Source organism: Flavobacterium sp. 25HG05S-40, assembly GCF_052654735.1.
The window spans coordinates 324,418-349,702 of record NZ_CP199750.1 but is presented as its reverse complement, the minus strand read 5'-3'; the positions used below and the strand labels follow the sequence as shown (position 1 = coordinate 349,702).

The 25,285-nt window shown below is 36.4% G+C and carries 21 protein-coding genes; 9 read left to right on the top strand and 12 right to left on the bottom strand.

The annotated features are described in order from the left end of the window. Positions 1-102: 102 nt before the first annotated feature. From ACULEU_RS01535 to ACULEU_RS01510, 6 genes are read right to left on the bottom strand one after another with little or no spacing between them, the layout of a single operon-like run. Positions 103-1,404 (bottom strand): TolC family protein, encoded by a 1,302-nt coding sequence (locus ACULEU_RS01535; protein ID WP_445453700.1) that lies wholly within the window; start codon positions 1,402-1,404, stop codon positions 103-105. Next, the gene (locus ACULEU_RS01530; RefSeq protein ID WP_445453699.1) at positions 1,397-3,832 is read right to left on the bottom strand and encodes an ABC transporter permease; all 2,436 of its coding nucleotides are present in this window, start codon (positions 3,830-3,832) and stop codon (positions 1,397-1,399) included. The genes ACULEU_RS01535 and ACULEU_RS01530 overlap by 8 nt, the downstream gene beginning before the upstream one ends. Before the next feature lie 38 nt (positions 3,833-3,870). Next, complete coding sequence (locus tag ACULEU_RS01525) at positions 3,871-5,271, bottom strand: hypothetical protein (protein ID WP_445453698.1); 1,401 nt, start codon at positions 5,269-5,271, stop codon at positions 3,871-3,873. A gap of 8 nt (positions 5,272-5,279) precedes the next feature. Further along, a complete protein-coding gene (locus ACULEU_RS01520; protein WP_445453697.1) occupies positions 5,280-6,065 on the bottom strand; it encodes a head GIN domain-containing protein in 786 nt (261 codons plus the stop codon). Positions 6,066-6,086: 21 nt separating this feature from the next. Continuing rightward, complete coding sequence (locus ACULEU_RS01515; RefSeq protein ID WP_445453696.1) at positions 6,087-6,788, bottom strand: ABC transporter ATP-binding protein; 702 nt, start codon at positions 6,786-6,788, stop codon at positions 6,087-6,089. 21 nt (positions 6,789-6,809) lie between these two features. Next, on the bottom strand, positions 6,810-8,048 hold the full coding sequence (locus tag ACULEU_RS01510) for an efflux RND transporter periplasmic adaptor subunit (protein WP_445453695.1): 1,239 nt from the start codon (positions 8,046-8,048) through the stop codon (positions 6,810-6,812). A gap of 141 nt (positions 8,049-8,189) precedes the next feature. Here ACULEU_RS01510 and ACULEU_RS01505 point away from each other — a divergent pair, with 141 nt between their 5' ends. Together ACULEU_RS01505 and ACULEU_RS01500 are read left to right on the top strand one after the other, a co-directional pair. Continuing rightward, entirely contained in the window at positions 8,190-9,536 is a 1,347-nt protein-coding gene (locus tag ACULEU_RS01505) for a sigma-54-dependent transcriptional regulator (protein ID WP_445453694.1), read from the top strand. A gap of 177 nt (positions 9,537-9,713) precedes the next feature. Further along, complete coding sequence (locus tag ACULEU_RS01500; protein ID WP_445453693.1) at positions 9,714-10,868, top strand: sensor histidine kinase; 1,155 nt, start codon at positions 9,714-9,716, stop codon at positions 10,866-10,868. Here the strand turns inward: ACULEU_RS01500 and ACULEU_RS01495 are convergent. The 3 genes from ACULEU_RS01495 to trmB all read right to left on the bottom strand — a co-directional run bounded on the left by ACULEU_RS01495 (position 10,846) and on the right by trmB (position 12,485). Beyond that, a complete protein-coding gene (locus tag ACULEU_RS01495; protein ID WP_445453692.1) occupies positions 10,846-11,184 on the bottom strand; it encodes an MGMT family protein in 339 nt (112 codons plus the stop codon). The genes ACULEU_RS01500 and ACULEU_RS01495 overlap by 23 nt on opposite strands. Beyond that, positions 11,184-11,735: a lysine transporter LysE gene (locus tag ACULEU_RS01490; protein WP_445453691.1), complete on the bottom strand. Its 552-nt coding sequence runs from the start codon at positions 11,733-11,735 to the stop codon at positions 11,184-11,186. The genes ACULEU_RS01495 and ACULEU_RS01490 overlap by 1 nt, the downstream gene beginning before the upstream one ends. Before the next feature lie 75 nt (positions 11,736-11,810). Beyond that, positions 11,811-12,485, bottom strand: coding sequence for a tRNA (guanosine(46)-N7)-methyltransferase TrmB (gene trmB, locus ACULEU_RS01485; RefSeq protein WP_445453690.1), 675 nt, complete (start codon positions 12,483-12,485; stop codon positions 11,811-11,813). Positions 12,486-12,571: 86 nt separating this feature from the next. On the opposite strand from trmB, the gene ACULEU_RS01480 reads away from it, so the two are divergent. Then, a complete protein-coding gene (locus ACULEU_RS01480) occupies positions 12,572-13,636 on the top strand; it encodes a glycosyltransferase (protein WP_445453689.1) in 1,065 nt (354 codons plus the stop codon). Here ACULEU_RS01480 and ACULEU_RS01475 read toward each other — a convergent pair. Together ACULEU_RS01475 and ACULEU_RS01470 are read right to left on the bottom strand one after the other, a co-directional pair. Further along, positions 13,610-14,653, bottom strand: coding sequence for a sensor histidine kinase (locus tag ACULEU_RS01475; RefSeq protein WP_445453688.1), 1,044 nt, complete (start codon positions 14,651-14,653; stop codon positions 13,610-13,612). The two genes, ACULEU_RS01480 and ACULEU_RS01475, sit on opposite strands and share 27 nt — an antisense overlap. Next, on the bottom strand, positions 14,654-15,337 hold the full coding sequence (locus ACULEU_RS01470) for a response regulator transcription factor (RefSeq protein ID WP_445453687.1): 684 nt from the start codon (positions 15,335-15,337) through the stop codon (positions 14,654-14,656). Positions 15,338-15,530: 193 nt separating this feature from the next. Between ACULEU_RS01470 and ACULEU_RS01465 the strand changes: the two genes are divergently transcribed. The 6 genes from ACULEU_RS01465 to ACULEU_RS01440 all read left to right on the top strand — a co-directional run bounded on the left by ACULEU_RS01465 (position 15,531) and on the right by ACULEU_RS01440 (position 23,797). After that, the gene (locus ACULEU_RS01465; RefSeq protein ID WP_445453686.1) at positions 15,531-18,272 is read left to right on the top strand and encodes a TonB-dependent receptor domain-containing protein; all 2,742 of its coding nucleotides are present in this window, start codon (positions 15,531-15,533) and stop codon (positions 18,270-18,272) included. A gap of 184 nt (positions 18,273-18,456) precedes the next feature. Further along, positions 18,457-19,635: a hypothetical protein gene (locus tag ACULEU_RS01460; protein WP_445453685.1), complete on the top strand. Its 1,179-nt coding sequence runs from the start codon at positions 18,457-18,459 to the stop codon at positions 19,633-19,635. Between the two features lie 107 nt (positions 19,636-19,742). After that, positions 19,743-20,054, top strand: a complete 312-nt coding sequence (locus ACULEU_RS01455; RefSeq protein WP_445453684.1) for a T9SS type A sorting domain-containing protein — start codon at positions 19,743-19,745, stop codon at positions 20,052-20,054. Positions 20,055-20,158: 104 nt separating this feature from the next. Further along, positions 20,159-22,021 (top strand): T9SS type A sorting domain-containing protein, encoded by a 1,863-nt coding sequence (locus ACULEU_RS01450; protein ID WP_445453683.1) that lies wholly within the window; start codon positions 20,159-20,161, stop codon positions 22,019-22,021. Between the two features lie 86 nt (positions 22,022-22,107). Beyond that, entirely contained in the window at positions 22,108-23,088 is a 981-nt protein-coding gene (locus tag ACULEU_RS01445; RefSeq protein ID WP_445454875.1) for a LuxE/PaaK family acyltransferase, read from the top strand. A gap of 40 nt (positions 23,089-23,128) precedes the next feature. Beyond that, entirely contained in the window at positions 23,129-23,797 is a 669-nt protein-coding gene (locus tag ACULEU_RS01440; protein ID WP_445453682.1) for a hypothetical protein, read from the top strand. 25 nt (positions 23,798-23,822) lie between these two features. Here the strand turns inward: ACULEU_RS01440 and tyrS are convergent, their stop codons facing one another. Beyond that, the gene (gene tyrS, locus ACULEU_RS01435) at positions 23,823-25,124 is read right to left on the bottom strand and encodes a tyrosine--tRNA ligase (protein WP_445453681.1); all 1,302 of its coding nucleotides are present in this window, start codon (positions 25,122-25,124) and stop codon (positions 23,823-23,825) included. Positions 25,125-25,285 lie beyond the last annotated feature (161 nt).

The following is a 25,285-nucleotide window of genomic DNA, read 5'->3' as shown; positions in this document are numbered from 1 at the left end:
TTTTTTATTAAGACTGAATACAGACTGCAAAGATAATACGAATTGTACTGAAACAATCGCTAAAGAATTGAAAATGTTTATGAAAAAATAAGGAATAACTCTTTACAAAGTATTGCCCTGAATTAGGCTGATTTTGAGCGTAATGTATTGTTGCTGTAAGGTGTTTTTAAGCAAATCGTACTCGGTTGAAAGCAATTGATTTTTAACGGATGAAAAGACCACAGCGTCAATGCTTCCTGAGCTAAACTTGGCTTGAGAAGTCCTGAAAGAAGCCTCTGCATAGGTCTTCATCTCCTTTAACTTGGACGATAACTGAACATAGTTGGCTTTGTTTTGGCTTTCGATATCGAGTTGATTTTTGACTTTGAGCTTTTCTTGTTCGATACCGAATTTTGATTTTTCAGTTTCCAATTTGGCGGCTGCAATGCGTTTGTTGTTTCTAAAACCATTGAAAATAGGGAGATTTAACTGAATTCCGAGCTGATGATTTTTGTTGTCACTGATTTGCGTATTAAAATTATCCACCACGGTAGCGGACTGGTTTAGAGGTTTGTAATAAAAGGTTGAAAATCCGTAAAAGGTGGTCAGACTAGGTAAATTGTTGGCGCGTTCCCATAGCGTTTCTTTCTGATTGCCTAGATGATTTAGCTCAGCAAATCGGACTTTTGGATTTGAAATTGCAGCTGATTCTTTGCTTTCGAAAGGCTCGATTGCATATTCCAAAACAACCTCAGCAACACCTTTGTTCTCTACATTCATCAACTGAAAAAGTTGCTTCTTCTGTAGTACCGACAATTGTTCAGTTTCCAGTATTTTGATTTCTTCCTGCGCAAAACTAAGCTGCATATCGTACAAATCGCTTTTGGGTTTGCTGCCTATCTCGACTTCTTTCAGTACTCGGTTTAAATTGAAACGTGAATTTTGAAACTGTTCTTTTTGAATTTTGAGCAATTCCTGCGTAAATAATGCTTGGAAGTAGCTTTCGAGCAACTGCAGTTGGTATTCATTTTCGATAACCGCCAATTCCGCTTTTGTTTTTTCGATGTTGATTCTTGTCCTTTGGGCATTGGCGAAAGCCTTAAAATCGATCAGATTCATTTGAGCGTTAAGGAAAAAATTATCATTTTGAATATTTGAACTTACCCTTCCGTTGGTTGCAGGATCGATGGTGGAGCCGAAGTTATAACTTTGAGTTCCGGTAAAAGAAATGACAGGCAATACTTGATTGGCAATCGAATTGTGTTCTTTTTGCGATTTTTTAACGCTGAGTTGCTGCATCTTGATTTCGATAGCATTTTTCATCCCTTCATGGATACATTTCTGTAAGGACCAGGAATTATCCTGACCCCAAACAGAAGGACAAAATATCGCAACGCAAACTATTATCAAAATAGATTTATTCATACTTCAAATATTTCAAAACATCTAGTCTTGTGGCTTGATACGCTCTGGAAAGCACAACTACTAAGGTCAAAATCAGCAAAACAACGAACCCAACCACGAACGGTACTGCACTAATCTCGATTCGGAATGCAAAATTTTCTAACCATTTGTTTAAGAGATAATACACAGGAAACAACGCGATTAAAAACCCGACAATACAGAAAACCACATACTGTTTCGAAAGTTCCTTAAGTAACACATTCGTTTCTGCCCCTAATGTTTTGCGGATGGCAATTTCCTTCATTCGTCTTTGAATAGAATAAGACGCCAAGGCAAACAATCCGAAAAGGGCAATTAAGATTACGATCACATTTAAAAGTGAAAATAGATTTCTCTGTTTGACATACGTTTCATAGGTTCTGGCATATTCCTTATCTACAAAATCGTAACTAAAAGGGTAATCTGTTTCTACATTTTTGACCCAAAAACTTTCAATGTCCGCTATGGTTTTTTCGAGATTTTTTGAGTTTACCTTAACGTGAATTTTATTGGCATTTTGCAGCATCCAATCTACCGTTTTGAAGTGAAAAAAGACCATTGGAGGCACTTTCTCTTGAGGTCCAAACAAATTAAAATCTTGTACAACACCAATAATTTTAAGGTTTTTACCATTCCAAGCCACGTCTTTACCGATTGGATTTTTCTCTCCCATCATTTTCAAAGCCGTTTCGTTAACAAGCATGGAACTTATGGTATCTGAAGCATATTTTTCAGACAGACTGCGTCCTTCTTTGATTTTGATTTGCATCATTTCCAACATTCCAAAATCGACTCCCATATTTCTTCCTTGAATGTTGTCGCTATTTTTATACGAAAAACCAGAAGTAGAACCGCTTCCAGAACCAAAACTAAAAGCTCCAGTTGCCACTTGCTCCACTCCATTGATTTTGGAAACTTCGGCTTTAATTCTATTATATCGGTTGTAGACTTTTTGTTTGTAACCATCCTCTTTCCAATCGTAAATATTTCGGTAAGAAATGGAAAGCACTTGATCGCCTTTAAACCCGAGATCTTTTGTAGCAATATATTGTATTTGCTGATAAACAATATAAGATCCAATGATAAAAAAAGTAGCTATGGCAAACTGAAGAATCAACATTCCGTTGCGCAACCATACACCGCTTTTACTTCGGCCAAAGTTCCCTTTAAGTACTTTTAAGGTCTCAAAATTAGCAACATAAACCGCAGGAAAAATTCCAGCAACAACAATAGTAACTAGAAAAACAAAGACCAATTGCAGGTAGAATTGTTGGCCAAAAATGAGTAATTTCTTTCCTAAAAACTCATTGTAATAGGGTAATGACAATTCGACAATTACTAAAGCCAGTAAAATGGATAATGAGGTAATTAAAATGGTTTCAAAAATAAATTGCTTCACAATATTGGATTTTGACGCTCCCAGAATTTTTCGAACACCAACCTCTTTGGCTCTTTTTATAGCATTTGCGGTTGCTAGATTGATGTAATTTACAATAGATAGTACTAAAATCAAGATTGACAAGCCTACCATGATCATCAAAAACTGATAATTCCCTCTTCCTTCAGCATAACCCTCGGTGATGGAATGTAGTCGGGCATCCTTCAAAGGTTCTAAGATTACTTTTAACTCATCTCCTCCGTTTTTTTTCAGCCATTCATCTACAGTTATCCCTTCTGATTTTGCCCACCTAACAATGCGATTTTCGAACATTAAATGCTCTATTTTTTTAATCACTTTGTCTTTGTCATTTGGGTTTTTAAACTTCAATAGCAATCCAAAACTAAAATTACCCCAATTGTCCTTTTCCGCCAAGAGTCGGTTATCAATTAAATTGGTCACGGCTTGGGGTTGCATCGATGATTTTCCCGGAATTTCATAAACCCCTCTAACCACTAATTTTCTTCCGGAATAGGTTACAATTTTTCCAAAAGCCACTTCAGTTCCAAACAATTTTTCGGCGGTCTCTTTTGAAATGGCGATGCTGGTATTGTCTTTTAAAGCAGTTTTACCGTTCCCTTGAAGAAATTTGAACGGAAAGATTTCGAAGAATGTTTTTTGAGCATCGGTAATCTTAACGATTTCTTTCTTGTTTTGATATTGAATAATTTCTTCGTAATACCAATTATCCATATAACAATACGACTCAATTTCTTTGAAGTCCGTTTTTAAATTAGCTTCTAAAGGCGCTACATTACTGGCCCAATAATCGGTCGCGCTTATTTTGTTTATCGACTGAAAAACAGTTTCTTTTCCGGGATTCCACTCGTTGTAGCTTTGCTCATCATTCCAATACAGAATGGCAAAAATCAAACCCGCCATACCAATACTTAGTCCCAAGATATTGAGCGTTGTAAACAGTTTGTTGTTTTTGATTTGAAATAAAAATATATGCAACCAATTTTTTATCATGATGTATTCGATTTTTGATGATGATTGATGATTAGGCCTTATTTAAGTGCCGATTGTATGTTTTTTAGAGACACCTCTGATTCGAAATATTTTGACTTGATGTTCTCTAGTTTTGATTTATTTTGAAGTGTGGTCTCTAGCGATTTGATGAGAAAAGCATAATTGGTAAAATCTGTTTTTTCTTTGAGAAGTGTTCCGAGCCATTGCCACATTTTTGATGGTCCGATTTCTTTTTCGATGGCCGTAAATAATAGTGGTGCATAATAGTAAACGTAAAGCTCTCGGTCTTTATAATCGTCTTTAGAATTCACCTTGGAAAATGCCGTTGGTTCAAAACCTTCGAGGTCTTTCAGTTTTTCGTTTATTTTCTTTTGGTAAACTTCTTCCCCCAAAATATCCCGCGTGACCTGAAGTGAAAGGTATTCTGTAAACCCTTCGCTCATCATATCACCAAGTTCCGAATTGAAGACTTTGTATGTGCCAAAATAATAATGTCCTAATTCATGTGCTATAAAAGGGCGGTACCAATTTTGTATTTTAGGATTAAACAGGCTTTTCAGTCCATTTTCACCATGACCAATACTAAAAATAGTCGGATAGGTTACAAAGAGCCACGAATTCCTGATTGAAGTTGGTGTCGTATTTACAAAAGTCACTGCGCCTCCAAAAGGAATTCCGAGTTTTTTCTCGTAGTAATTCTGATAGGAATTGGTGAGATTACAAAACTCGCTAAACTGTTCATCGGTCAAATTTGGGTTGAGGATATAAGTTCCGCCACGATTTTTAAAATCAAAATTGCCACAATACAAGCTGAGTTCTTTAGGTACATCGCTTTTAAATCTTGACTGAGTTGCTTTTACCGGAAGATTTCCGTTGACATACAAAGTGGTACAGTCGCTACAAGCTACTTCAATATCATATTTTATTTCGCTGTAAGCCTTATCTTTTTCAATATCATACAATACAGGATACCATGCAGTTTGACTTCCATCAGTTCGAACAGAATATCCATTGAATGCTATATTTCCTTTCCAGTCGGATCGGCTGTAATTTTCAATGGTATCGGTCGCTACCGGAAATTTACCGGTGTATTTCATCCGGATTTCTTTCGGCAAATACTTGCCTTTTCCGGTATTATCCGGAAAAAAATAGGCATTAGCTTCACCGGTTGCTGTCGTATCTTTTAATGATCTATCATAACCTATCAAAAAATCTTTGGGTTTCAGACTGTGAAAATGCAATACATTCATCCCCGAATTCAATCGTAAAAAATAGTCTTTCAAAGGTGGAATATTGCTTAGAGTCACATCGCAATCAAAAGTTCCTTCTTTTATAGAAATAGTGACTTTGCCCGAAAGTGTTGGGATGTCATCCTGCGCTTTTGCCTTTGTGATGAAAAGAACTAAAAGTAAGACTGGTATGCTCTTGAAAATCTTCATAATATATTTTATTTTTTAGTAACAGAACCTGAAGAACTTTTATCAGCTACTACTTGTGCCGGATTGCCATAATAGTTGATATCAGCACTCGAAGAAGCTTTGGCATCGATTGATTTGGAGGCATAAACCTCAATATCCGCAGAACTACTCGCGGTGGCGGTTACATCTTCTGCCAATAATTTATCCGCATCACAACTTGACGAACTGCTCGCTTTAATGGTAAGTTTTATCGTTTTTCCATTGAGGTCAACATCGGCGGAACTGCTGGTTTCAACTTCAATATTTTTAGCGTTAATAGTACCCTCGAAATCACCACTGGAAGAGGCATCAATAGCAATATCATCACCATCAAATTTTCCTGAAATACTGCCGGAAGAACTAACGGCTAGCGCAATCTCGTCCGCAGCATTTAGATTTTCGATTTTAATATCGGCTGAGGAACTGGCTTTAATACCTCTCAAAGCCTCGCCAGTGATGAATACTTTAAGAATTTGAAAGTTAACGCCATTGATATTCCTGCCTTTTCGATTCTTGGAACTTTTATAATGTTCACTTCCAGTGTCGACATACACGTTCAAGGTTTCCCCTTCTACTTCTGTCTTGATGAATTGGATTTTTTCGTTGTTATCGGTTTCTACTCGGAGATTTGTTGTATTGGATACTGTGTAAAAAACCTGGATTCCATTAGAGGCTTTTAACTTCGAAAATTGGCCAACCGTTCGGTTTTCCGAAACTTGAGAAAAAGCGATGAAACTCATTAAAACGGCGGCAGTTGTTGTGATTACTTTTGACATAATACTGTTTTTAAATTTGTTTTAAGATACAAAAACATCAACGTTTCTGTTATTTAGCTTTTCAGAAAGAATCATTCCGTCTTTCATAAAAATAGTTTTTTGTGAAAAAGAGGCATCATAGTCTGAATGTGTAACCATCAGAATTGTTGCACCGTTGGCGTGTAAATCAGTGAGTAATTCCATCACCTCATTCCCGTTTTTACTATCCAAATTCCCAGTGGGCTCATCAGCCAAAATGACCTTAGGTTCGTTAATTAAGGCTCTGGCAACCGCAACTCTCTGCTGCTGACCACCTGAAAGCTGCTGTGGATAATGGCGTAATCGATGAGAAATTCCGAGTCGTTCGGCAATGGCTTCTACTTTTTTCTTTCGCTCTGATGCCGGAACATCATTGTAAATTAAGGGAAGTTCGATGTTGTCGAATACCGAAAGTTCGTCGATCAGATTAAAATTTTGGAAGATGAAGCCAATATTTTGCTTTCTGATTTTTGATTTTTCAGGTTCCTTCATTCCTACCATTTCCTGATTGAGCAACTGGTAACTTCCTTCTGATGCGCTATCCAAAAGTCCCACGATATTCAGAAGTGTCGATTTCCCACTTCCCGATGCGCCCATGATGGTAACAAATTCGCCTTGATTGATTGTGATTGAAACGCCGCTAAGTGCTTTGGTTTCTACTTCTTCGGTTCTGTAAACTTTAGAAAGTGCTTTGATTTGTATCATAGTGTTCGTTTTTATTGATGATTATTCTAAATTTAAAATTTCGACATCCTGATAATCTTTATAAGATGAAGTTACTACTTTCTCGCCAGGTTTTAAGCCTTTGGCAATTTCATAATACAGCGGATTTTCTCTACTAATTTCAATAGCGCGTCTTTCGGCTTTGTTGCCGTGTACTACAAAAATCCATTTGCCCGATGTTTCCTGATAGAAACTGCCTTTGGAGAGTACGGTAGATTTTGTTTTTTCAGACAACGTCAATCGTACACTAAAGCTTAAGCCTTGTCGCAAATCTAAATTCTCTTTACTTATAAAATTCAGTTCCACTTGAAACCTTCCACCCTTTATTTCGGGAATAACTTTAGCAATGACCACTGCAATATCTTTTCCGTTGAAATCAACCGTTCCTTTTTGACCCTGAGTTACCTTTGGCAAATAGAATTCATCTACATCAGCCATCAGTTTGTAGCCTTTCATCACATCAATTTTACCTAACGTTTCTCCTTGCTGATAGGTTTGTCCCAAAACCGGTTCAAATGATGACAATCTTCCCGAAAGTGGCGCCACAATTAAGAAATTCTTTTTATTGACTCTCAAAACACCCAAACTTTTATCCATAATACTGATGGACTGATTCAGTTGGCCAATCTGAATTTGATTTGCCTGCTTTTCTTTGGTGACGCTTTGCTTGATAATGTTCATGCGTTCCTTTTGAAAGCGAAAATTCTCCTGCGTTTTCTCCCATTCGTTTTTGGCCAAAATTTCCTGAGCGAATAATTTCTGATTTAAATCATATAGATTTTTGGCATCTTGAAAATCGTGTTCAATAGCGATTAGATCCTTAGCCAGATTCAATTCCTGATTGCGCAAATCCAACTTCGCTTTATTGAGATTATTGATTTGCTCGATGATGGCCGTTTCTTGCTGCATATAATTGAGTTCCGTGTTCGGATTATACAATCGGGCCAAAGGCTGTCCTTGGATAACCCTATCGCCATTACTAACAAATATTTCCTGCACCGAACCGCCTTCAACGATATTGACTAACATCGAATTCATAGGTTCTACTCTTGCCTGAAAAGTCATAAAATCTTCAAAGAAATCCACTTCCACTGATTTGATAGTAATTTCAGACTTCTTAACGTTATAACTGCGCTTTTTAGTTATCATTGAAAAGGCAGCAAAACCCAAAACCAGAATTGCCACAACAGCTATGGTCAGATACTTTTTTTTGTTATTTTTACGATTGATGATAGTGTCCATTATACTTTCTTTGATACCTATAAATACAATTTTGTGCCAAAGTTTTAAAACTGATAAACCACTGATAATGTACTATTTAAAAACAATTTGAAAAATCAAGTGTTCATTATCGAACACCCTTTGTGCGAAACCGAACAGTAAATGAAAAAGACGAATTCCAATATTTTAGTCATCGATGATCAAGAAGATATTCTTTTTGCTGCAAAAATGCTTTTGAAGAAACATTTCGAAACCATTTTTACACTGAATAATCCCAAAAATGTGCTTCAGTTATTGACTGAAAACGATATTGATGTTGTTTTGTTGGATATGAATTACCGCATCGGTTTTGAAGATGGTCGTGAAGGATTGTATTTCCTCAAAGAGATTAAAACGCTTTCCCCAAAAACGGTGGTGATTCTGATGACGGCATTTGGCAAAGTAGAAACTGCTGTTGAAGGGTTGAAAAACGGTGCTTTTGATTATGTTTTGAAGCCATGGGAAAATGAAAAATTGATTCACACCGTAAAACAAGCAGTAGAGGAATCGAGAAAGCTTACCAAGAAAACAGATAAGAACACCAACATTGATTCGTTTTTTATTGGTGCTTCTGAAGTTATCAAAAAGGCTTATAGTTTGGGCGAAAAAGTAGGTAAAACCGATGCCAATGTATTGATTTTGGGTGAAAACGGAACCGGAAAATATGTAATGGCACAATACATTCACCAACAATCCCGTCGGAAAAATAATGCTTTTGTTCATGTCGATTTAGGTTCGTTGCATGATACTATTTTTGAAAGCGAGCTTTTTGGTTATGTAAAAGGGGCATTTACCGATGCTAAAAATGACACTGCAGGACGCTTTGAAAACGCACAAAACGGCACTATTTTTTTAGATGAAATCGGAAATGTACCACTGCATTTGCAATCCAAATTATTGCAGGTTATCCAAACCAAGGCTGTTACACGTTTGGGCGAATCCAAGCCTCGTACTTTGAATGTGAGGATTGTTGCAGCAACAAATCAGAATCTAAAAGAAGAAGTGAGGCTAAAAAACTTTCGTGAAGATTTATATTATCGCATCAATACGATGGAAATTACGTTACCTTCACTACGAAACCGTCAGGAAGACAAGATTCCGTTAGCCCATTTCCTTTTAGAAAAAATCATCCATAAATACGATCGTAATGCTATTGTTTTCAGCAGAAAAGCATTGGAACAAATTGAGAAACACGCCTGGAACGGCAACATTAGAGAGATGGAAAACCGCATCGAGCGTGCCGTAATTCTCTGTGAAGACCAAACCATTTCTGCTTCGGATTTAGATTTAGAATACGTTACAACTTACGAAAACCGTGAAGACATTCCGCTTTCAGATATCGAGAAAAACACCATTGAAAAAGTCCTTTCAAAACACCAATACAACATCAGTAAATCGGCTGAAGAGCTTGGCTTATCGAGAGCCGCTTTGTACCGTCGCATGGAAAAATACAACATCAGCCATTCCTAAATGTTTAAAAATATAAAACTATACCATCACCTTTTTTTCAGATTGCTGCTGATCCTTTTCAGTGTGAGCCTGAGTGTTTTTCTTTTTTCACGTGGTCTGTTATATTCTAGCTTTTTCCTCGGATTTGTTGCTCTTTTACTATTAGCTGAAATATTTCTTTTTATCAGAAATGCTTTTTTGTTTTACGACCGAACCATTGCGTCGATTTTACAAGGTGATTTTTCCTCCGATTTTTCCAAACACAAATCACAATTGCATTATAAAAGTTTATTTCAATTGTACGGAAAACTTAAAGAAAAGCAACACGAACAAGTTTCCAAAGACCTCATTTACCGGTCTATTTTAAACAGTATGGAAACCGGAATTATTATTTTGCAAAAAGAAGCAACGGATTGGACTATTTTTTTGATGAACGATTATTTTTCAAAACATTTTATGGTTCCAAAGGTTAGCAAATGGCACTATCTTAAAAATCAATTGCCGTCACTTTGTGAACTGATTGAGGAACAAAATTTTGAAGAGATTAAAAGTTCGTTGCAAATACGGGTAAACAAAGAAGACACACAAACCTTTATTCTTCAAACCTCTGCAACTAAAACCTTCAATGAGGAATACTACATTATTTTGTTGGAGAGTATTCAAAAAGTAGTGGAAAAAAAGGAAAAAGAAGCTTGGATTAATTTGATGAAAGTGATCTCCCACGAGCTGTTGAATTCGCTTACGCCTATTCGATCGTTGTCACAAAATTTAAACGAATTAGTCCAACAGGAAGATATTTCAGCCGAAGATTTAGACGACATCAAGCAAAGTGTATCCACTATTCACAACCGAAGCAACCATTTACAGGAGTTTGTCGAAAGCTATCGAAAATTAGCCATGCTTCCATCGCCTAAAAAAGAAAAAAACGAGTTATCTGAATTGGTAGAAAACTGCCTTCAGATTATGCAGCCTTTGTTTAAAAAAGAAGGCATTATAGTAACCAATGACATTGCTTTTAAACGTTGGATATTCGTTGACAAAAACCAAATGGAACAAGTGCTAATCAATTTGCTGACCAATAGCATGTATGCTTTGGAAGATAGAGAAATTAAAGCCATTTCAATAACTGCTGAATTGAAAGAAAAGCGTGTTTACCTCATCATAACCGATACTGGAACTGGAATTGAACCTGAAATTGAAGATAAAATATTCCTTCCGTTTTTCACAACACGTAAAGACGGCGCTGGAATTGGGTTGACCTTATCCAAAAATATCATTGAAGCTCATGGTGGTTATTTGGCTTTCGAAAATGGAGAAAACCAGACGAAGTTTACGGTGTGCTTGATGGAGTAGTCATTTTCGGAATCCAAAAATGCTTTTCAAAATCGACAATTTGATTGTTGACTACTTCGAGACCTTCGTTTTCCAACAATTGTTGCATAAGATTGGTGCCGTCAAAATGGTGCTTGCCCGAAAGCAATCCGTTTCTATTCACAACTCTATGCGCAGGAACATCTTCTAAATTATGACTCGCATTCATAGCCCAGCCGACCATTCGGGCTGAACGTGCTGCTCCGAGAGCTTTAGCAATAGCGCCATAGGAAGTTACTTTTCCTTCAGGAATTTGACGTACAATTTCGTAAACCCTTTCAAAAAAAGTAGCTTCCATTAATCGTATAGTAATTTTATGAGAGTAACAATCGCCATAAAAGTGGTTACCGAACCGATAATAGTATTGATGTTTCGCATCAGAAACTCCGTTTTCTTTTCAATTTTTTTAAAAGCTGCTATATAAATGTAAAATACTGTAAACGAACCTAAAACCACTCCGATAACAAAAGAGGAAACCGGAATCTTATCAAAACTGAAATAGCCCGATGCATACAAACTCATACTGGCAAAGACATAAAACGGAATCGGTAATAAATTCAGCGTAGACAACAACATTCCAAAAAAGAAACGGCTGGATTTTCCTTTCACTGTCCGATCTGTTTTGATTTTCTTAGGCTTTTTGGCTATCCAGAAAAAATAAACACTCAACAGCGAGAAAACAAAAATGCCTATTTCCTGAAGCGTAGTCACAATTTCCTTATGATTGTTGATAAATCTTGCAAAAAGAACTGCGATAAAAGTTTGAAAAAATATAATGGTTGAAGCGCCAAGGGCAAAGCTAACTGCTGCGTTTCTGTTGTCTTGGGTACTGATCCTTGCTGCTGTCATATTGATTAAGCCCGGAGGAATAACCGCCAAAAAAGCTATCAAAAAACCTATGACAAGGGGCAGAAAAAGAAGCATCTATTTGATTTTAAAACGAATATACGTAATTGCTTTGTTGATTTCCAAATATTGCTTTTCGTAAAATGTCTGAATAGTAGTAACTTCGGTTGGCGCGCCTTCATTTTTATAGACATTGTGATTGGCATACAACACTTCATGACCTTCACCGTGCAATAATCCCAAGGTGTAACCATGCATGAACTCGCTGTCGGTTTTCAGGTTTACAATGCCGTTTGGTTTTAGTATTTTTTTATACAATTGCAGGAATTCCGAATTGGTCATTCGGTGTTTGGTGCGTTTGTATTTTATTTGTGGATCCGGAAACGTAATCCAAATTTCGTCTACTTCATTTTCGGCAAAGATGCAATTAATGAGTTCGATTTGCGTGCGGACAAAAGCTACGTTGCGCATTCCTTCGTCTACAGCTGTTTTAGCGCCACGCCAGAAACGGGCACCTTTGATGTCAATTCCGACAAAATTTTTCTCCGGATAACGTTCGGCCAATCCTACAGAATATTCGCCTTTTCCGCAACCTAATTCGATTACAATAGGGTTATCATTTTTGAAAAAATCCTTATTCCATTTTCCTTTTAGTGGAAAATCGCCACCTACTACTTCTTCTCTTGTTGGCTGAAAAACGTTTTCAAACGTTTCGTTTTCCTTAAACCGCTTTAATTTATTCTTGCTTCCCACAAACTTAATTTTTTGGTAAAATTAAGGAAATATAAACTATCCGAAATCTTTTTTACTTTGCAATGTTTAAATCGTAATTTCACTCCTTGGAAAATTCAACAAAAAATATTCTTGTGGCTCCGTTAAATTGGGGCTTAGGACATGCCACGCGCTGTATTCCTATTATTCGTGCATTAGAGATAAATGGTTATACTCCGATTATTGCTTCGGATGGCATAGCGTTACAACTGCTTGAAAAGGAATTTCCGCATCTACAGACCTTGAAATTACCTTCCTATGAAATTGAGTATGCCAAGAACGGCGGAGATTTTAAGTGGAAACTGATTAAAAACAGTCCAAAAATGATTGATGCCATCTTTACAGAAAAAAAAGTGGTCAAAAAATGGATTAAAGAATACAACCTCCATGGCATTATTTCGGATAACCGTTTGGGAGTTTACAGCAAAAAGATTCCGAGTGTCTTCATTACCCATCAGTTGAATGTGTTGTCGGGAAAAACCACTTGGATTTCCAGTAAACTGCATCAGCATTTTATCAAAAAATTTGCCGAATGTTGGGTTCCAGATATTGAAAGGCTACCCAATCTAACGGGGAAATTAGGGCATTTAAAGAAGAACAAACTCAATTTACAGTATATAGGTCCGTTAAGCCGACTAGAGAAAAAAGAGTTGCCTATTCAATATGATTTGATGGTAATTCTTTCCGGTCCTGAACCGCAGCGTACGTATTTGGAACAAAAACTAAAAAAAGAAGTGCACCATTTTGGAGGCAAAGTAATTTTTATCAAAGGTGTTGTTGAACCGGAACAAAAAATAGAGACGGAAGAACATGTTACCTATTACAACTTCATGACTTCGGAGGAGATTGAGACGGCTTTTAACGAAAGTGCCATGGTCTTGTGTCGCTCGGGATATACTACTGTAATGGATTTGGCCAAGCTAGGGAAAAAAGCTTTTTTTATTCCGACTCCAGGACAATTTGAACAGGAATATTTGGCCAAAAGATTCAAGCGAAATGGTCAAGCGCCTTATGCCAAACAGGACGATTTTATGATTGAAGATTTGAAAGATGTAAAATTATACCAAGGCTTACCCAAACTGGAAAAACAAATTCACTGGAAGCAATTATTGATCCTTTTCGAGGGTGAATGAGAACTCCGAACCTTTGCCGAACTCGCTTTCTACATAGATTTTTTCGCCGTGCGCTTCGATGATATGCTTTACTATAGAAAGTCCGAGACCTGAACCACCTTCACTTCGTGCGCCACTTTTGTCAACTCTGAAAAAGCGCTCAAACAAACGGGGAATGTTGTGCTTTTCAATTCCTTCGCCATTATCTCTGATTCTGACTATGATTTTGTCATCGACTAAATCTTCAATAGTAACTTCAGTGGTACCGTCTTGTTTTCCGTACTTAATCGAATTCATGATTAGGTTGGACAAGACTTGCTGAATTTTTTCCTGATCGGCAAATACATTAATGGGTCGACTGTATCTACTATCAAACATTAAAATAATGTTCTTTTTATCGGCAGTCATTTCGAGTAAATCGAAAACACTTTGTACTAATTCAACGATATTGAATCGGGACAACTCCAAGTTAACATCGCCCATTTCGAGTTTAGAGATCATGTCTAAATCTTCTACGATGTAAATTAGTCTTTCGACCCCTTTTTCGGCACGTTCTAAATATTTTTTTCGGACACTTTTATCATTGATAGCACCGTCAATTAGTGTGGACAGATAACCTTGTACGGTAAACAAAGGCGTTTTGAGTTCGTGAGAAACATTCCCCAAAAATTCACGACGGTATTCTTCACGAACTTTGAGGGTTTCGATTTCGAGTTTTTTATCGGTGGCAAACTTTTTAACCTGTTTGGTCAAAGTTTCCATATCGGTAGTAATGGGTTGACTTCGGAAAGAGGTAGATTCTAACAGAGAGACATCGTCATAGATTTTTTTAACTCTACGGTAGATAAACCTTTCAACTCGATATTGGATTACAAAAAAAGAAAACGTAGCGATAGAAACCGCAAATAATGAGAGAATTGATAATGAAAATTCGTCAGAAAACCATAATAAAATTGCAAGAAAACCAGTAGAAAAAAGGGTTATATAAGTAGTGGATACAAGAGCAAACCTATATGTTTTCTTGAATTTTATTTTCATTTATACTTCTAATTTATAGCCAACTCCTTTGATGGTTTTGAATAAATCGTCACCAATTTTTTCGCGAAGTTTTCTAATATGAACATCGATGGTTCTTCCGCCTACAATGACTTCGTTACCCCAAACCTTATCTAATATTTCTTCCCTTTTGAAAACTTTTCCGGGTTTGGAAGCTAACAGATAAAACAATTCAAATTCTTTACGAGGCAAAATTATTTCTTTACCGTCTTTTACAATTTTGTACTCTTCTCTATTGATTTCGATGCCACCAACATTAAGTGTTTCCGAGGCGTGCTCATCATTTTTTAAACGGCGAAGCAATGCTTTCACTTTACTCACCAATAATTTTGGCTTGATGGGTTTTGTAATGTAATCGTCGGCTCCGGCGTCAAATCCGGCTACTTGCGAATAATCCTCGCTTCTTGCTGTTAGAAAGGTAATGATAACATTACTTAATTCGGGTAATTTCCGAATGTTCTCGCAAGCTTCCATACCATCCATTTCGGGCATCATAACATCCATGATGATAAGTTGTGGCAGTTCTTTTTTGGCTTTGACAATGGCTTCTTTTCCATTGGTTGCCGTTACAATTTGATATCCTTCCTGAGAAAGATTGTAACCTACAATCTCTAAGATATCCTGCTCGTCATCTACCAGTAAAATTTTAATGTCTTTCTTTTTCATAGTGTGGACACAAATGTTTTTGTGGATGTAAATGTAAAGATAATACAAAATGATTTGATAAACGGAAATGGAGTTAACCGTAATTTAATCTGTTAACAATTTGGTAATAGTTAAAGAACAAAATGGTAATAATGAAGTAACACGTCCTTTACATTGCGATGGTTTCTTTGCACCAAAATAAAACGCAACAAAAATGAGACTTAAACTAATTGTTACTTTTTTACTTATAACGGTTTTGGGATTTGCCCAAACCAAAGGAACAATCACAGGAACTTTAACGGATAAAGACCTCAATAATGAGTCGTTACCTTTTGCCAATGTCATCTTAAAAGGCACTACTATTGGAGTAACAACAGACGAAGCAGGTAAATATACTATTAGTGCTGAAGCAGGCGTATATACTATTCAGTTTAGCTTTTTGGGATACGAAACCATCGAAGAAAAAGTAGAAGTAAAAGCAGGAGAAACCGTTACAATTAACAAAGCGCTTGGTTCTGGAAGCTACCAATTGAAAGATGTTGTCATTCAGAATACTGTGAGTAGAGAAAAGGAAACCGCTCTATTAGCTGAACAAAAAAAAGCAGTTGAAATTAAACAAAGTATTGGTGCTCAAGAAATGTCCCGTAAAGGGGTGAGTGATGTTGCTGGTGCTGTAACTAAAACTACTGGTATTACCAAACAAGAAGGAACTGGAAATATTTTTGTTCGTGGTTTAGGTGACCGATACAATGCGACTACTATCAATGGTCTACCTGTTCCATCAAATAATCCTGAAAAAAAGAATATCAATTTGGATATTTTTAGTACTGATATTGTAGAGTCAGTCGGAATAGATAAGGTGTACGGCAGCAAACTTTATGGAGATTTTGCTGGAGGAAACGTAGATGTAGTTTCCAAAGACTATAAAGGAAAAGGGTTTGTGAAAATAGACATCGGATCAAAAGCAAATACTAATGCTCTTGGTTTAGATGATTTCTCTTTACAAAAAGGTCAAAACATGTCTGGTTTTAGTACCACCTCTCAACCCAATAATCCGCTTGAAGCCTATAACTTTGAAACTCTAAAGTTAGAAAATAAAACACCTTATGCAGGAAGTCTGGGAATTTCAGCTGGTTCATCCTATTCAATTGGTAATGACGGGAAACTAAGTCTTTTTGGAACGGCAAATTACAGTAATGAGTTTAATGCTATAACCGATGGTTCTGCTAAAGGCAGTGTCAATGGTCTTGGAGTAGCCAACAAAGATTTTAGAGAGTTTAGACAAAATAGCTTTGCCACAAATACTACAATAATGGGTAATGCAGCTTATAAAATTAATAGTAATAATAAAATCAACTTTAATACGATATTTATCAATACCTCAAACCAATCAAAAGAAGAATACGAAGGTTTTATTGTTGATATTGCTAATGATGGAAATGGTTTACTTCGTCGTTTCTTTTATGAAAGAAATCAGTTGATGATTAATCAATTGTTAGGAGAACATAAATTTGGTGAAAAATACACTGCAAATTGGGGTGTTTCATACAACAAAGTAGAAAGTGATCAGCCCGATAGAGTTCAAAATACATTTCGAGAAGAAGCTGCTGGTTTTATCCTTTCTAATATTTCAAGACCCGATAATCACCGATATTTTCAAAACATAACCGAAGATGAAATCGCAGCAAAAGCTAGTGTTGATTATAAATTTAACAAAAATAGTGAAGGAGATTATTTAGGTAAAATTACTGCAGGTTACAATTTAAGAGTAAAAAACAGAGAATTACTCGCCAATCAGTTTAACTTTAGAGTGAATAATGGATTTGAAACTACGGTTGTTGACCCAAACAATCTTGACTTGTTTTACAACCCACAAAACTTTGCTAACGGCGCTTTTGAAATTACAACCTTTAGAGGAAACTCTCAGGTTCCAAACGCTACTAAACCTCAATCTTATGATGGAGAATTATTAATTAATGCCGGCTATATTAATGCGGAATATAAATTTAAAAAATTAACTACCGTTTTAGGGTTTAGGACAGAGCAAATTAGTCAAGACGTAAATTGGGACACTCAATTAGGAGATGTTGGGAAAGACAAACTAGAGAAAACTGCATTCTTACCAAGTGTAATAATGAAGTATGAATTAAACGACAAACAAAATCTTAGATTGGGATTAAGTAAAACATATACCTTGCCACAGTTTAAAGAAAGAGCTTTATTTCTTTATGAAGAAGTACTTCAAGTAAAAATTGGTAATCCTGACTTATACGAATCAGATAATTACAATTTAGATTTAAAATGGGAGTTTTTTCCAAAATCTGACGAAGTGCTCTCAGTTACTGCCTTTGGAAAATACATTCAAAATCCAATCAACGAAATTACAATTGCTTCTTCAACTAATGATGTTTCCTTTGTAAACACCGGAGATACAGGTTATGCCACTGGAGCTGAACTTGAAATTAGAAAAAATATTTTTAGTCAAGAAAATGGAGCGAAAATATCTTCAGGTTTAAATATCTCTTACTTGTATACTTCGCAAGACCTTGATGCTGAAAAAATTCAGAAAGAAACAAATTATAATGTTGCTTTTACTGAAACCAAAAGTGCCTTCACAGGAGCATCAGACTTGTTGGTCAATGCTGATGTTACTTATTTTAAAGAATGGAATGATAAAAACACTTCGTTAACATCAACTTTAGCTTTCACCTATTTCTCTGATAGAATTAATGCTATTGGAACCAATGGAAATGGTAATCTTGTTGACAAAGCAGTAGGCACATTGGATTGGATTAATAGGTTTAAAATAAATAAAAATCTTGGACTTTCTCTAATCGCAAGAAATTTATTAGACCCTAAAATTGAAAGAACTCAAGAAAACTCGAATGGCGATGTAAAAATGTTGTCTTATAAAAAGGGTATGACATTTAGTTTAAATATTAACTATCAGTTTTAAACATTTTCAATTAATAATACAAAAAAGCGGTCTATATGACCGCTTTTTTGTAGAATAACATAGTTAACATTTAAGTAATACTAAGTAAAACATTTGTTAATCTAACTTTGATGTTTAGTTAACTTTAATTGTAAAATTAGAATAGATATTTGCATTAGAAAATTATAAAAAAACAACAAATAAAATGAAAAATTCAATTTTAAGACTTTTTGGAATTTTAGCAATTTCTGCTAGTTTCTTAACAAGCTGTTCAAGTGATGATGACAATAGTCCAAGCTCTACATTTGAGGTAAATCCACTTGACTTTAAAGGGCAAATTAATGATGGAGAAGTTATTTTAAATGCTGGAACTGTTTACAAGTTAACAGGAAGACTACAAGTTAATACAGGTGCAACTTTAACTATTCCTGCAGGAACTAGAATAGAAGGTGTTGGAGGAACAGCCTCTTTTATTGCTGTAGCACAAGGTGGAAAAATTAACATCAATGGAACGGTTTCAAATCCTGTGGTAATGACTAGTGGTTTAGCTGTAAAAGCTCCTGGTGATTGGGGTGGATTAGTAATTTGTGGAAAAGCTCCAATTAACAGAGTTACTGGTGGTGCCTCTACTGCACAATCAGAAGTAGCTGAATTAACTTATGGCGGAACAACAGCCGCAGATAATTCTGGTACTATTCGTTATTTGAGACTTGAGTATTGTGGTGCCGCCTTTAATAGCGAAAAAGAATTTAATGGTTTATCATTATTTGGAGTTGGTTCAGGAACTACTGTTGAGTTTGTTCAAGCATTTCATGGTGCTGATGATGGATTCGAGTTTTTTGGTGGTACTGTAAACACTTCTAATTTAGTAGCTTTCGGAAACGAAGATGATCAATTTGACTGGACAGAAGGTTGGATTGGAACCAATACAAATTGGTATGGTAAAGTTTCTTTCGGAAAAGGAAACAGAGGAATTGAAGCCGATAACTTTGAATTAGGATTTGCTAATACACCATTATCAAACCCAACAATCAACAATATGACTTTAGTTGGCCCTGGAAGCACTGCAAGTTCAGCTACCTATCCTGAAAATGACGGATTAAAATTAAGAAGAGGAACCAGAGGTATCATGAACAATGTTGTGATTAGCGGATGGGCTGATGCTTTTGATGTAGAGCATGACGAAACTATCGCTGGTGTTGGTACTTCTTTAAAAGCAACCAATGTTACGATTACTGATTTTACCAATAAATCAAAAGGTAAAAATACAGCTGGAACAACTGTAGATGTATCATCTGTTTTCACGGAAACTACATCTGCAACAGGAGCTGGAAATGGTACAGCTACGCCAACTTGGGCAACAGGCTGGACAACTGGACTATAATATTTTTTTTACAGTTAGTTAAAAAACTCCTTCTCAAAAAGAAGGAGTTTTTTTTGGTACAGTATTTGAAATGTTTTTTATATATTTGTAACAACCAAATTGTTGTCATGGCTAAAAACTACTTTTATATCTTTTTATTCGCTGTTGCTTTTTCTTTCTCTGGGTTTGCCCAAGATGGAAAACAGCAAGGAGAAACCTTAGGTTTTTATCCAAATCCGGTTAGTAATGGTAAAATCTACATTACTTCTAAAACCAGTTTAGATAAAGAAGTTTTGATATTTGATGTTTTGGGTAAAAAAGTACTACAAACCACGCTCTCTTCTCGAGAGTTAAACATTGCTTCAATTCCTCCCGGAGTTTATATTATCAAAATCACTGAAGGCGATACTACCGCCACTAGAAAACTAATTGTCAGATAGTTTAACCTTCTGTTAATTAACGTTTAATTCATCATTTTTTTACATTCTTATTTTCTGTAAAGGAAATTTGTGCTTATATTTGTGGGCTAATTAAATTTAAAAAAATGAAAAAAATTTACTCTTTATTACTTTTAGTAATTTCTTCTGTGTCATTTGGACAGGTGTTGACAGACAGTTTTAACTATGCTGACAATTCACTTTTAACAGACAACGGATGGGCATTAACAGGAACTTCTGTAGTAGAACCTATTGATGTTGGTACAGCAAACGGCCTGCTTTATACAGGTTATAACACTACTGCTGGTAATGCTGCTCGATTAGACAATAATGGTCAAGATGTTAACAAAGCATTTGCTGCTCCTGTAACTGCAGGATCAACTCTTTACTATTCCTTTCTTGTCAAAGTAACAGCTGCTTCTGATGGATACTTTGCTCACTTAATTACAGGAACAACCACGTTTTTTTCTAAAGTTTTTGTTAGACCATCTACAACTGCTGGTAAAATTAACTTTGGTGTAGCCAATTCAAATACCGCTACTTGGGGCACTTCAGATTTTGACTTAGATACCACCTATTTAATCATCTTAAAATATGAAGTTTCAGCTGCTGGTGCTGTAAGCTTATGGGTTGAAACTTCTGGTGTTCCAGCTACTGAGGCTGCTGCAGGAGCTCCGGATGCTACTGCTTCGGGTTCAGGAAGTGCAACTGTTTCAGGGGTCGCTTTACGCCAATTTAATGCCGCACAAAATATAACAGTTGACGAAATAAAAGTATATACTACTTGGTTTGGTGCTGCTGCTTGTGCCTTATCTTTAGGGGCAGAAGCAACTGCTTGCGATGCTGTAACTTTAAGTATCGATACATACGAAATCAACATTCCATTTACAGGAGGTAATACTGGAACTTATAATTTATCATCAAATGCAGGTACCATTAGTGGTGCTAATCCATCAACTGCTGCAGAAGGTGACATTATTATATCAGGTGTGCCTGAAGGAACTAATGTAGTATTAACAGTAACTGGTTCTTGTGGATTTACAAAAACAATCATAGCTCCTGAATGTAAACCGATTAATACGCTACCTTACAGCGAACCATTCCCATATACTGCCGGAAGTGCTTTAGGAACGCAACAAAAATGGACAAACGTCAATACTGGAGATGACATGCTTGCCGTTTCAGGAAGTTTAACGCACCCAGGTGTAACTTCAACAGGTAACGCTATTTCATTTACTGGTGTTGGAAAAGAAGCTGCTACTCCTTTTACAAGTACTACTTCTGGAACAATTTATGCTGCATTTTTATTCAGCGTAACTGACATGGCAGGTTTGACAGGTGCTACACCAGAAACATATTTTGTTGGATTGACAGGAACATCAAACTCTGACTATAAAGCAAGATTATTTCTTAAAAAATCAGGTACTCAATACCAAATTGGTTTTGATACCACCGCATCAACAACAAATTACGATGCTACTTTAAGAAATGTAGGTGATGTTGTTTATATTGTTATTGGATACGATTTTACATCAAATTCACTTAATGCTTGGATCAATCCAGTTAACGGAAATGTTTCTACTTTTGGTATCAACCCAACGGCTCCAATCACTGCCATCGGAGGTGTTACTTTGAGACAAGACACTGATACTACTACACCATCAATTACTTTTGATGAATTAAGAGTAGTTACTTCATTAGCAGAATTAGGATTGACTTTAGGCGTGGCACAAAATGAAATCACTGGTTTAAAAATGTATCCAAACCCAGTTTCTAACGGAACTTTATTTATCGAAACTGCTGCTAACGCTGAAAAAGCAATTAAAGTGTACGACGTTTTAGGTAAATTAGTTTTAAATACTACCTCTTCTGACAATGCAGTCAATGTGGCTAGCTTACACGCTGGTGTTTACATTGTAAACATTACGGAAGAAGGAAAAACAGCTTCAAAAAAATTAGTGATCAGATAATTAATTTTTTAAGTATATCAAAAGCTCTAACGAAAGTTAGAGCTTTTTTATTTTCACTACTTTTGCACCATTCAGAACGTTTCAAAGTGATTCAGCCACAAAACCTCTTTACTATTTCTTCTCACAAGCAATTTGAAAAAATTGCCTTGAAAGTTTTTCGTTTTCAATATGAAAACAATGCAGTCTATCGGGAATTTTGTGACTTCCTAAACACCGATGTTCAGAAAGTGAAGTCCTTAGAACAAATTCCGTTTTTACCGATTCAGTTTTTTAAAAGCCATGAAGTTGTTGCTACCACTAATGCTGTTGAAGAAACCTTCACCAGTAGTGGCACGACCGGAATGATTACCAGTAAACATTTGGTTTCTGATGTTTCGTTATACGAACAAAGCTATCGCAATGCCTTTTCCGAGTTTTATGGAAACATCGAAGACTATGTGGTTTTAGCTTTGCTTCCTTCCTATTTAGAACGCAGTGGTTCTTCTTTGATTTATATGGTCAAGGATTTAATCGAGCTTTCCAACAATGAAAACAGCGGCTTTTATCTGCATAACTACGAAGAACTTACTACCAAACTAACCGAGCTTGATCATGTAGGACAAAATGTAATTCTGATTGGCGTAACGTATGCTTTATTAGATTTAGTGGAACAACAGAAATTCCAGTTAAAGAATACCATCATAATGGAAACCGGCGGGATGAAAGGCAAGCGCAAGGAAATGATTCGGGAAGAACTTCATGAAATCCTATGCAATGGCTTCGGAGTGCAAAGCATTCATTCGGAATACGGCATGACTGAGTTGTTATCTCAAGCCTATTCTCTTGGCAACGGTGTATTCGAATGTCCGGCTTGGATGCAAATCCTTATCCGCGATACTGAAGATGCGTTAACGTATGTAAGTTCGGGGAAAACCGGTGGTGTTAACGTAATTGATTTAGCCAATATCAATTCGTGTTCGTTTATTGCCACACAGGATTTGGGCAAAAAATACCCCAACAATTCCTTCGAAATATTGGGACGTTTTGATAACTCTGATATCCGTGGCTGCAATTTGATGGTGCTATAATAAAACGTATTTTTCTGCGTTATTATAAAAAATAGATGCCATGAGATTTATTATTTGCCTACTCTTTGCCATTACTGCTTTTTCTCAGTCAAAACCCATCGAACTAAAAATCGACACCATAATAACATCCAATACAGAGGACAATCGCAGAAAGTTTACAATAAAGTATCACCTTACCAATCTGACAGATAAACCCATTACTTTTGTTTTAGATACGGCAACCATAATCCCAATTGGCGGTGGTTCCTTAAGACCAAAGCCCTATTATAAATTGTACGAAAACAAAACCTCGATAGATTTAAGCGGGATTTTTACTGGCGAGCAAAAAAGCCGTATTTTCAAAAGTGAAAAAGAGTACAACAGTTACAGAGACTCGCTGACCAATTACATCAAAAACAGAACACCCGAAGAACTAGTACAACTTAAAAGAGCCAACTTCATCGAAAACATTCAAAAAATGAGGCCCAATGAAACTAAAAACTTCACGGCAATTCTTTTTTGGAACAAACAACGTTACCATAAAAATGACTTCTACGAGCACTACATCCAAGAAAACGAACCCCACTTTTTAGAACTTCACATCAACTTAATGAAAGAAGAACTACTGCTAAATTCTTCGGAAGATGAACGAAAAGACATCCTAAAAGACCAAAATTTAACCAAAGGTTGGTTTACTTCCAATAAAGTCCCCATTGATTTTAATGAATAAAAAAGGAACCTTTCGGTTCCTTTTTTTATATAACTCTTATAACAAAATAATTCTTTTTCCCGCGTTGCAGTAAGACAAACTGATTATTAATCAAATCTTTGGAAGATAACTGAAACTCTTCGGTTACTTTTTCCTTGTTTACTGAAATCGAATTTTCGGTCAAAGCTCTTCTGGCCTCACCATTCGATTTTAAAAATCCTGATTTTTCGTTCAACACTTCTACTATAGGAATTCCGGCATCGATGTCACTTCTTGAAATTTCCGCTTGCGGCACACCATCAAAAACCTCCAAAAAGGTGGCTTCATCCAATTGCTTCAAATCATCAGCAGTAGCATTGCCAAATAAAATATTTGAAGCTTGTATCGCTTTATCCAACTCGACTTTACCATGCACTAAAATTGTTACTTCTTCGGCCAATCTTCTTTGCAAAACACGCAAATGCTTCGCTTCATTATGTTCCGCAATCAAAGTATCAATTACTTCTTTATCCAAAAAGGTAAAAATCTTAATGTATTTCTCCGAATCTTCATCCGAAGTATTCAACCAAAACTGGTAAAATTTATACACTGATGTCTTATCAGCATCCAACCAAATATTGCCACCTTCCGATTTTCCGAATTTCGAACCATCTGCCTTCGTAATTAATGGCGTAGTCAACGCAAAAGCTTTTGCTTCTGTATGTGGATTCATTCTTCTAACCAATTCGGTTCCTGTGGTAATATTTCCCCATTGATCGGAACCTCCCATCTGCAATACACAATGGTAATGTTTGTGCAAATGATAAAAATCGTAACCCTGAATCAACTGATACGTAAACTCCGTAAAACTCATCCCGTCTCCGGCTTCGCCCGACAAACGTTTCTTAACCGAATCCTTTGCCATCATATAATTAACGGTGATTCTTTTCCCCACATCACGCGCAAAATTGATAAACGAAAAATCCTTCATCCAGTCGTAATTATTCACCATAATCGGCGCATTAGCTCCAGCAGCATTGAAGTCCAGGAATCGTGAAAGCACACTTTTTATGCCGGCCACATTCTTCGACAATTGTTCTTCGTTCAGCAAATTACGCTCATCCGATTTTCCCGAAGGATCGCCAATCATTCCCGTCGCACCACCAACCAAAGCAATCGGTTTGTGACCAAAATTTTTCAAATGAAGCAATAAAATAATCTGCACCATACTGCCAATATGCAACGAATCGGCCGTCGGATCAAAACCAATGTAAGCAGTCGTCGCTTCCTTCAACAGTTGTTCTTCGGTTCCGGGCATGCTATCGTGGTACAAACCACGCCATTTTAATTCTTCAACTAAATTCTTCATCCTAAAATAATTTGCGCAAATATAAGCAGAATTGCGATTTTTTGAAGCGGAAGTTTTCGATAATTAAGAAAATCCCTCCCGCTGTCTGCGCTACACGGTAGCTTGCTCCCATCGGGGCTAGAAATGACGCTTTTGCCTACTTTTCACCAATCAAATTATCC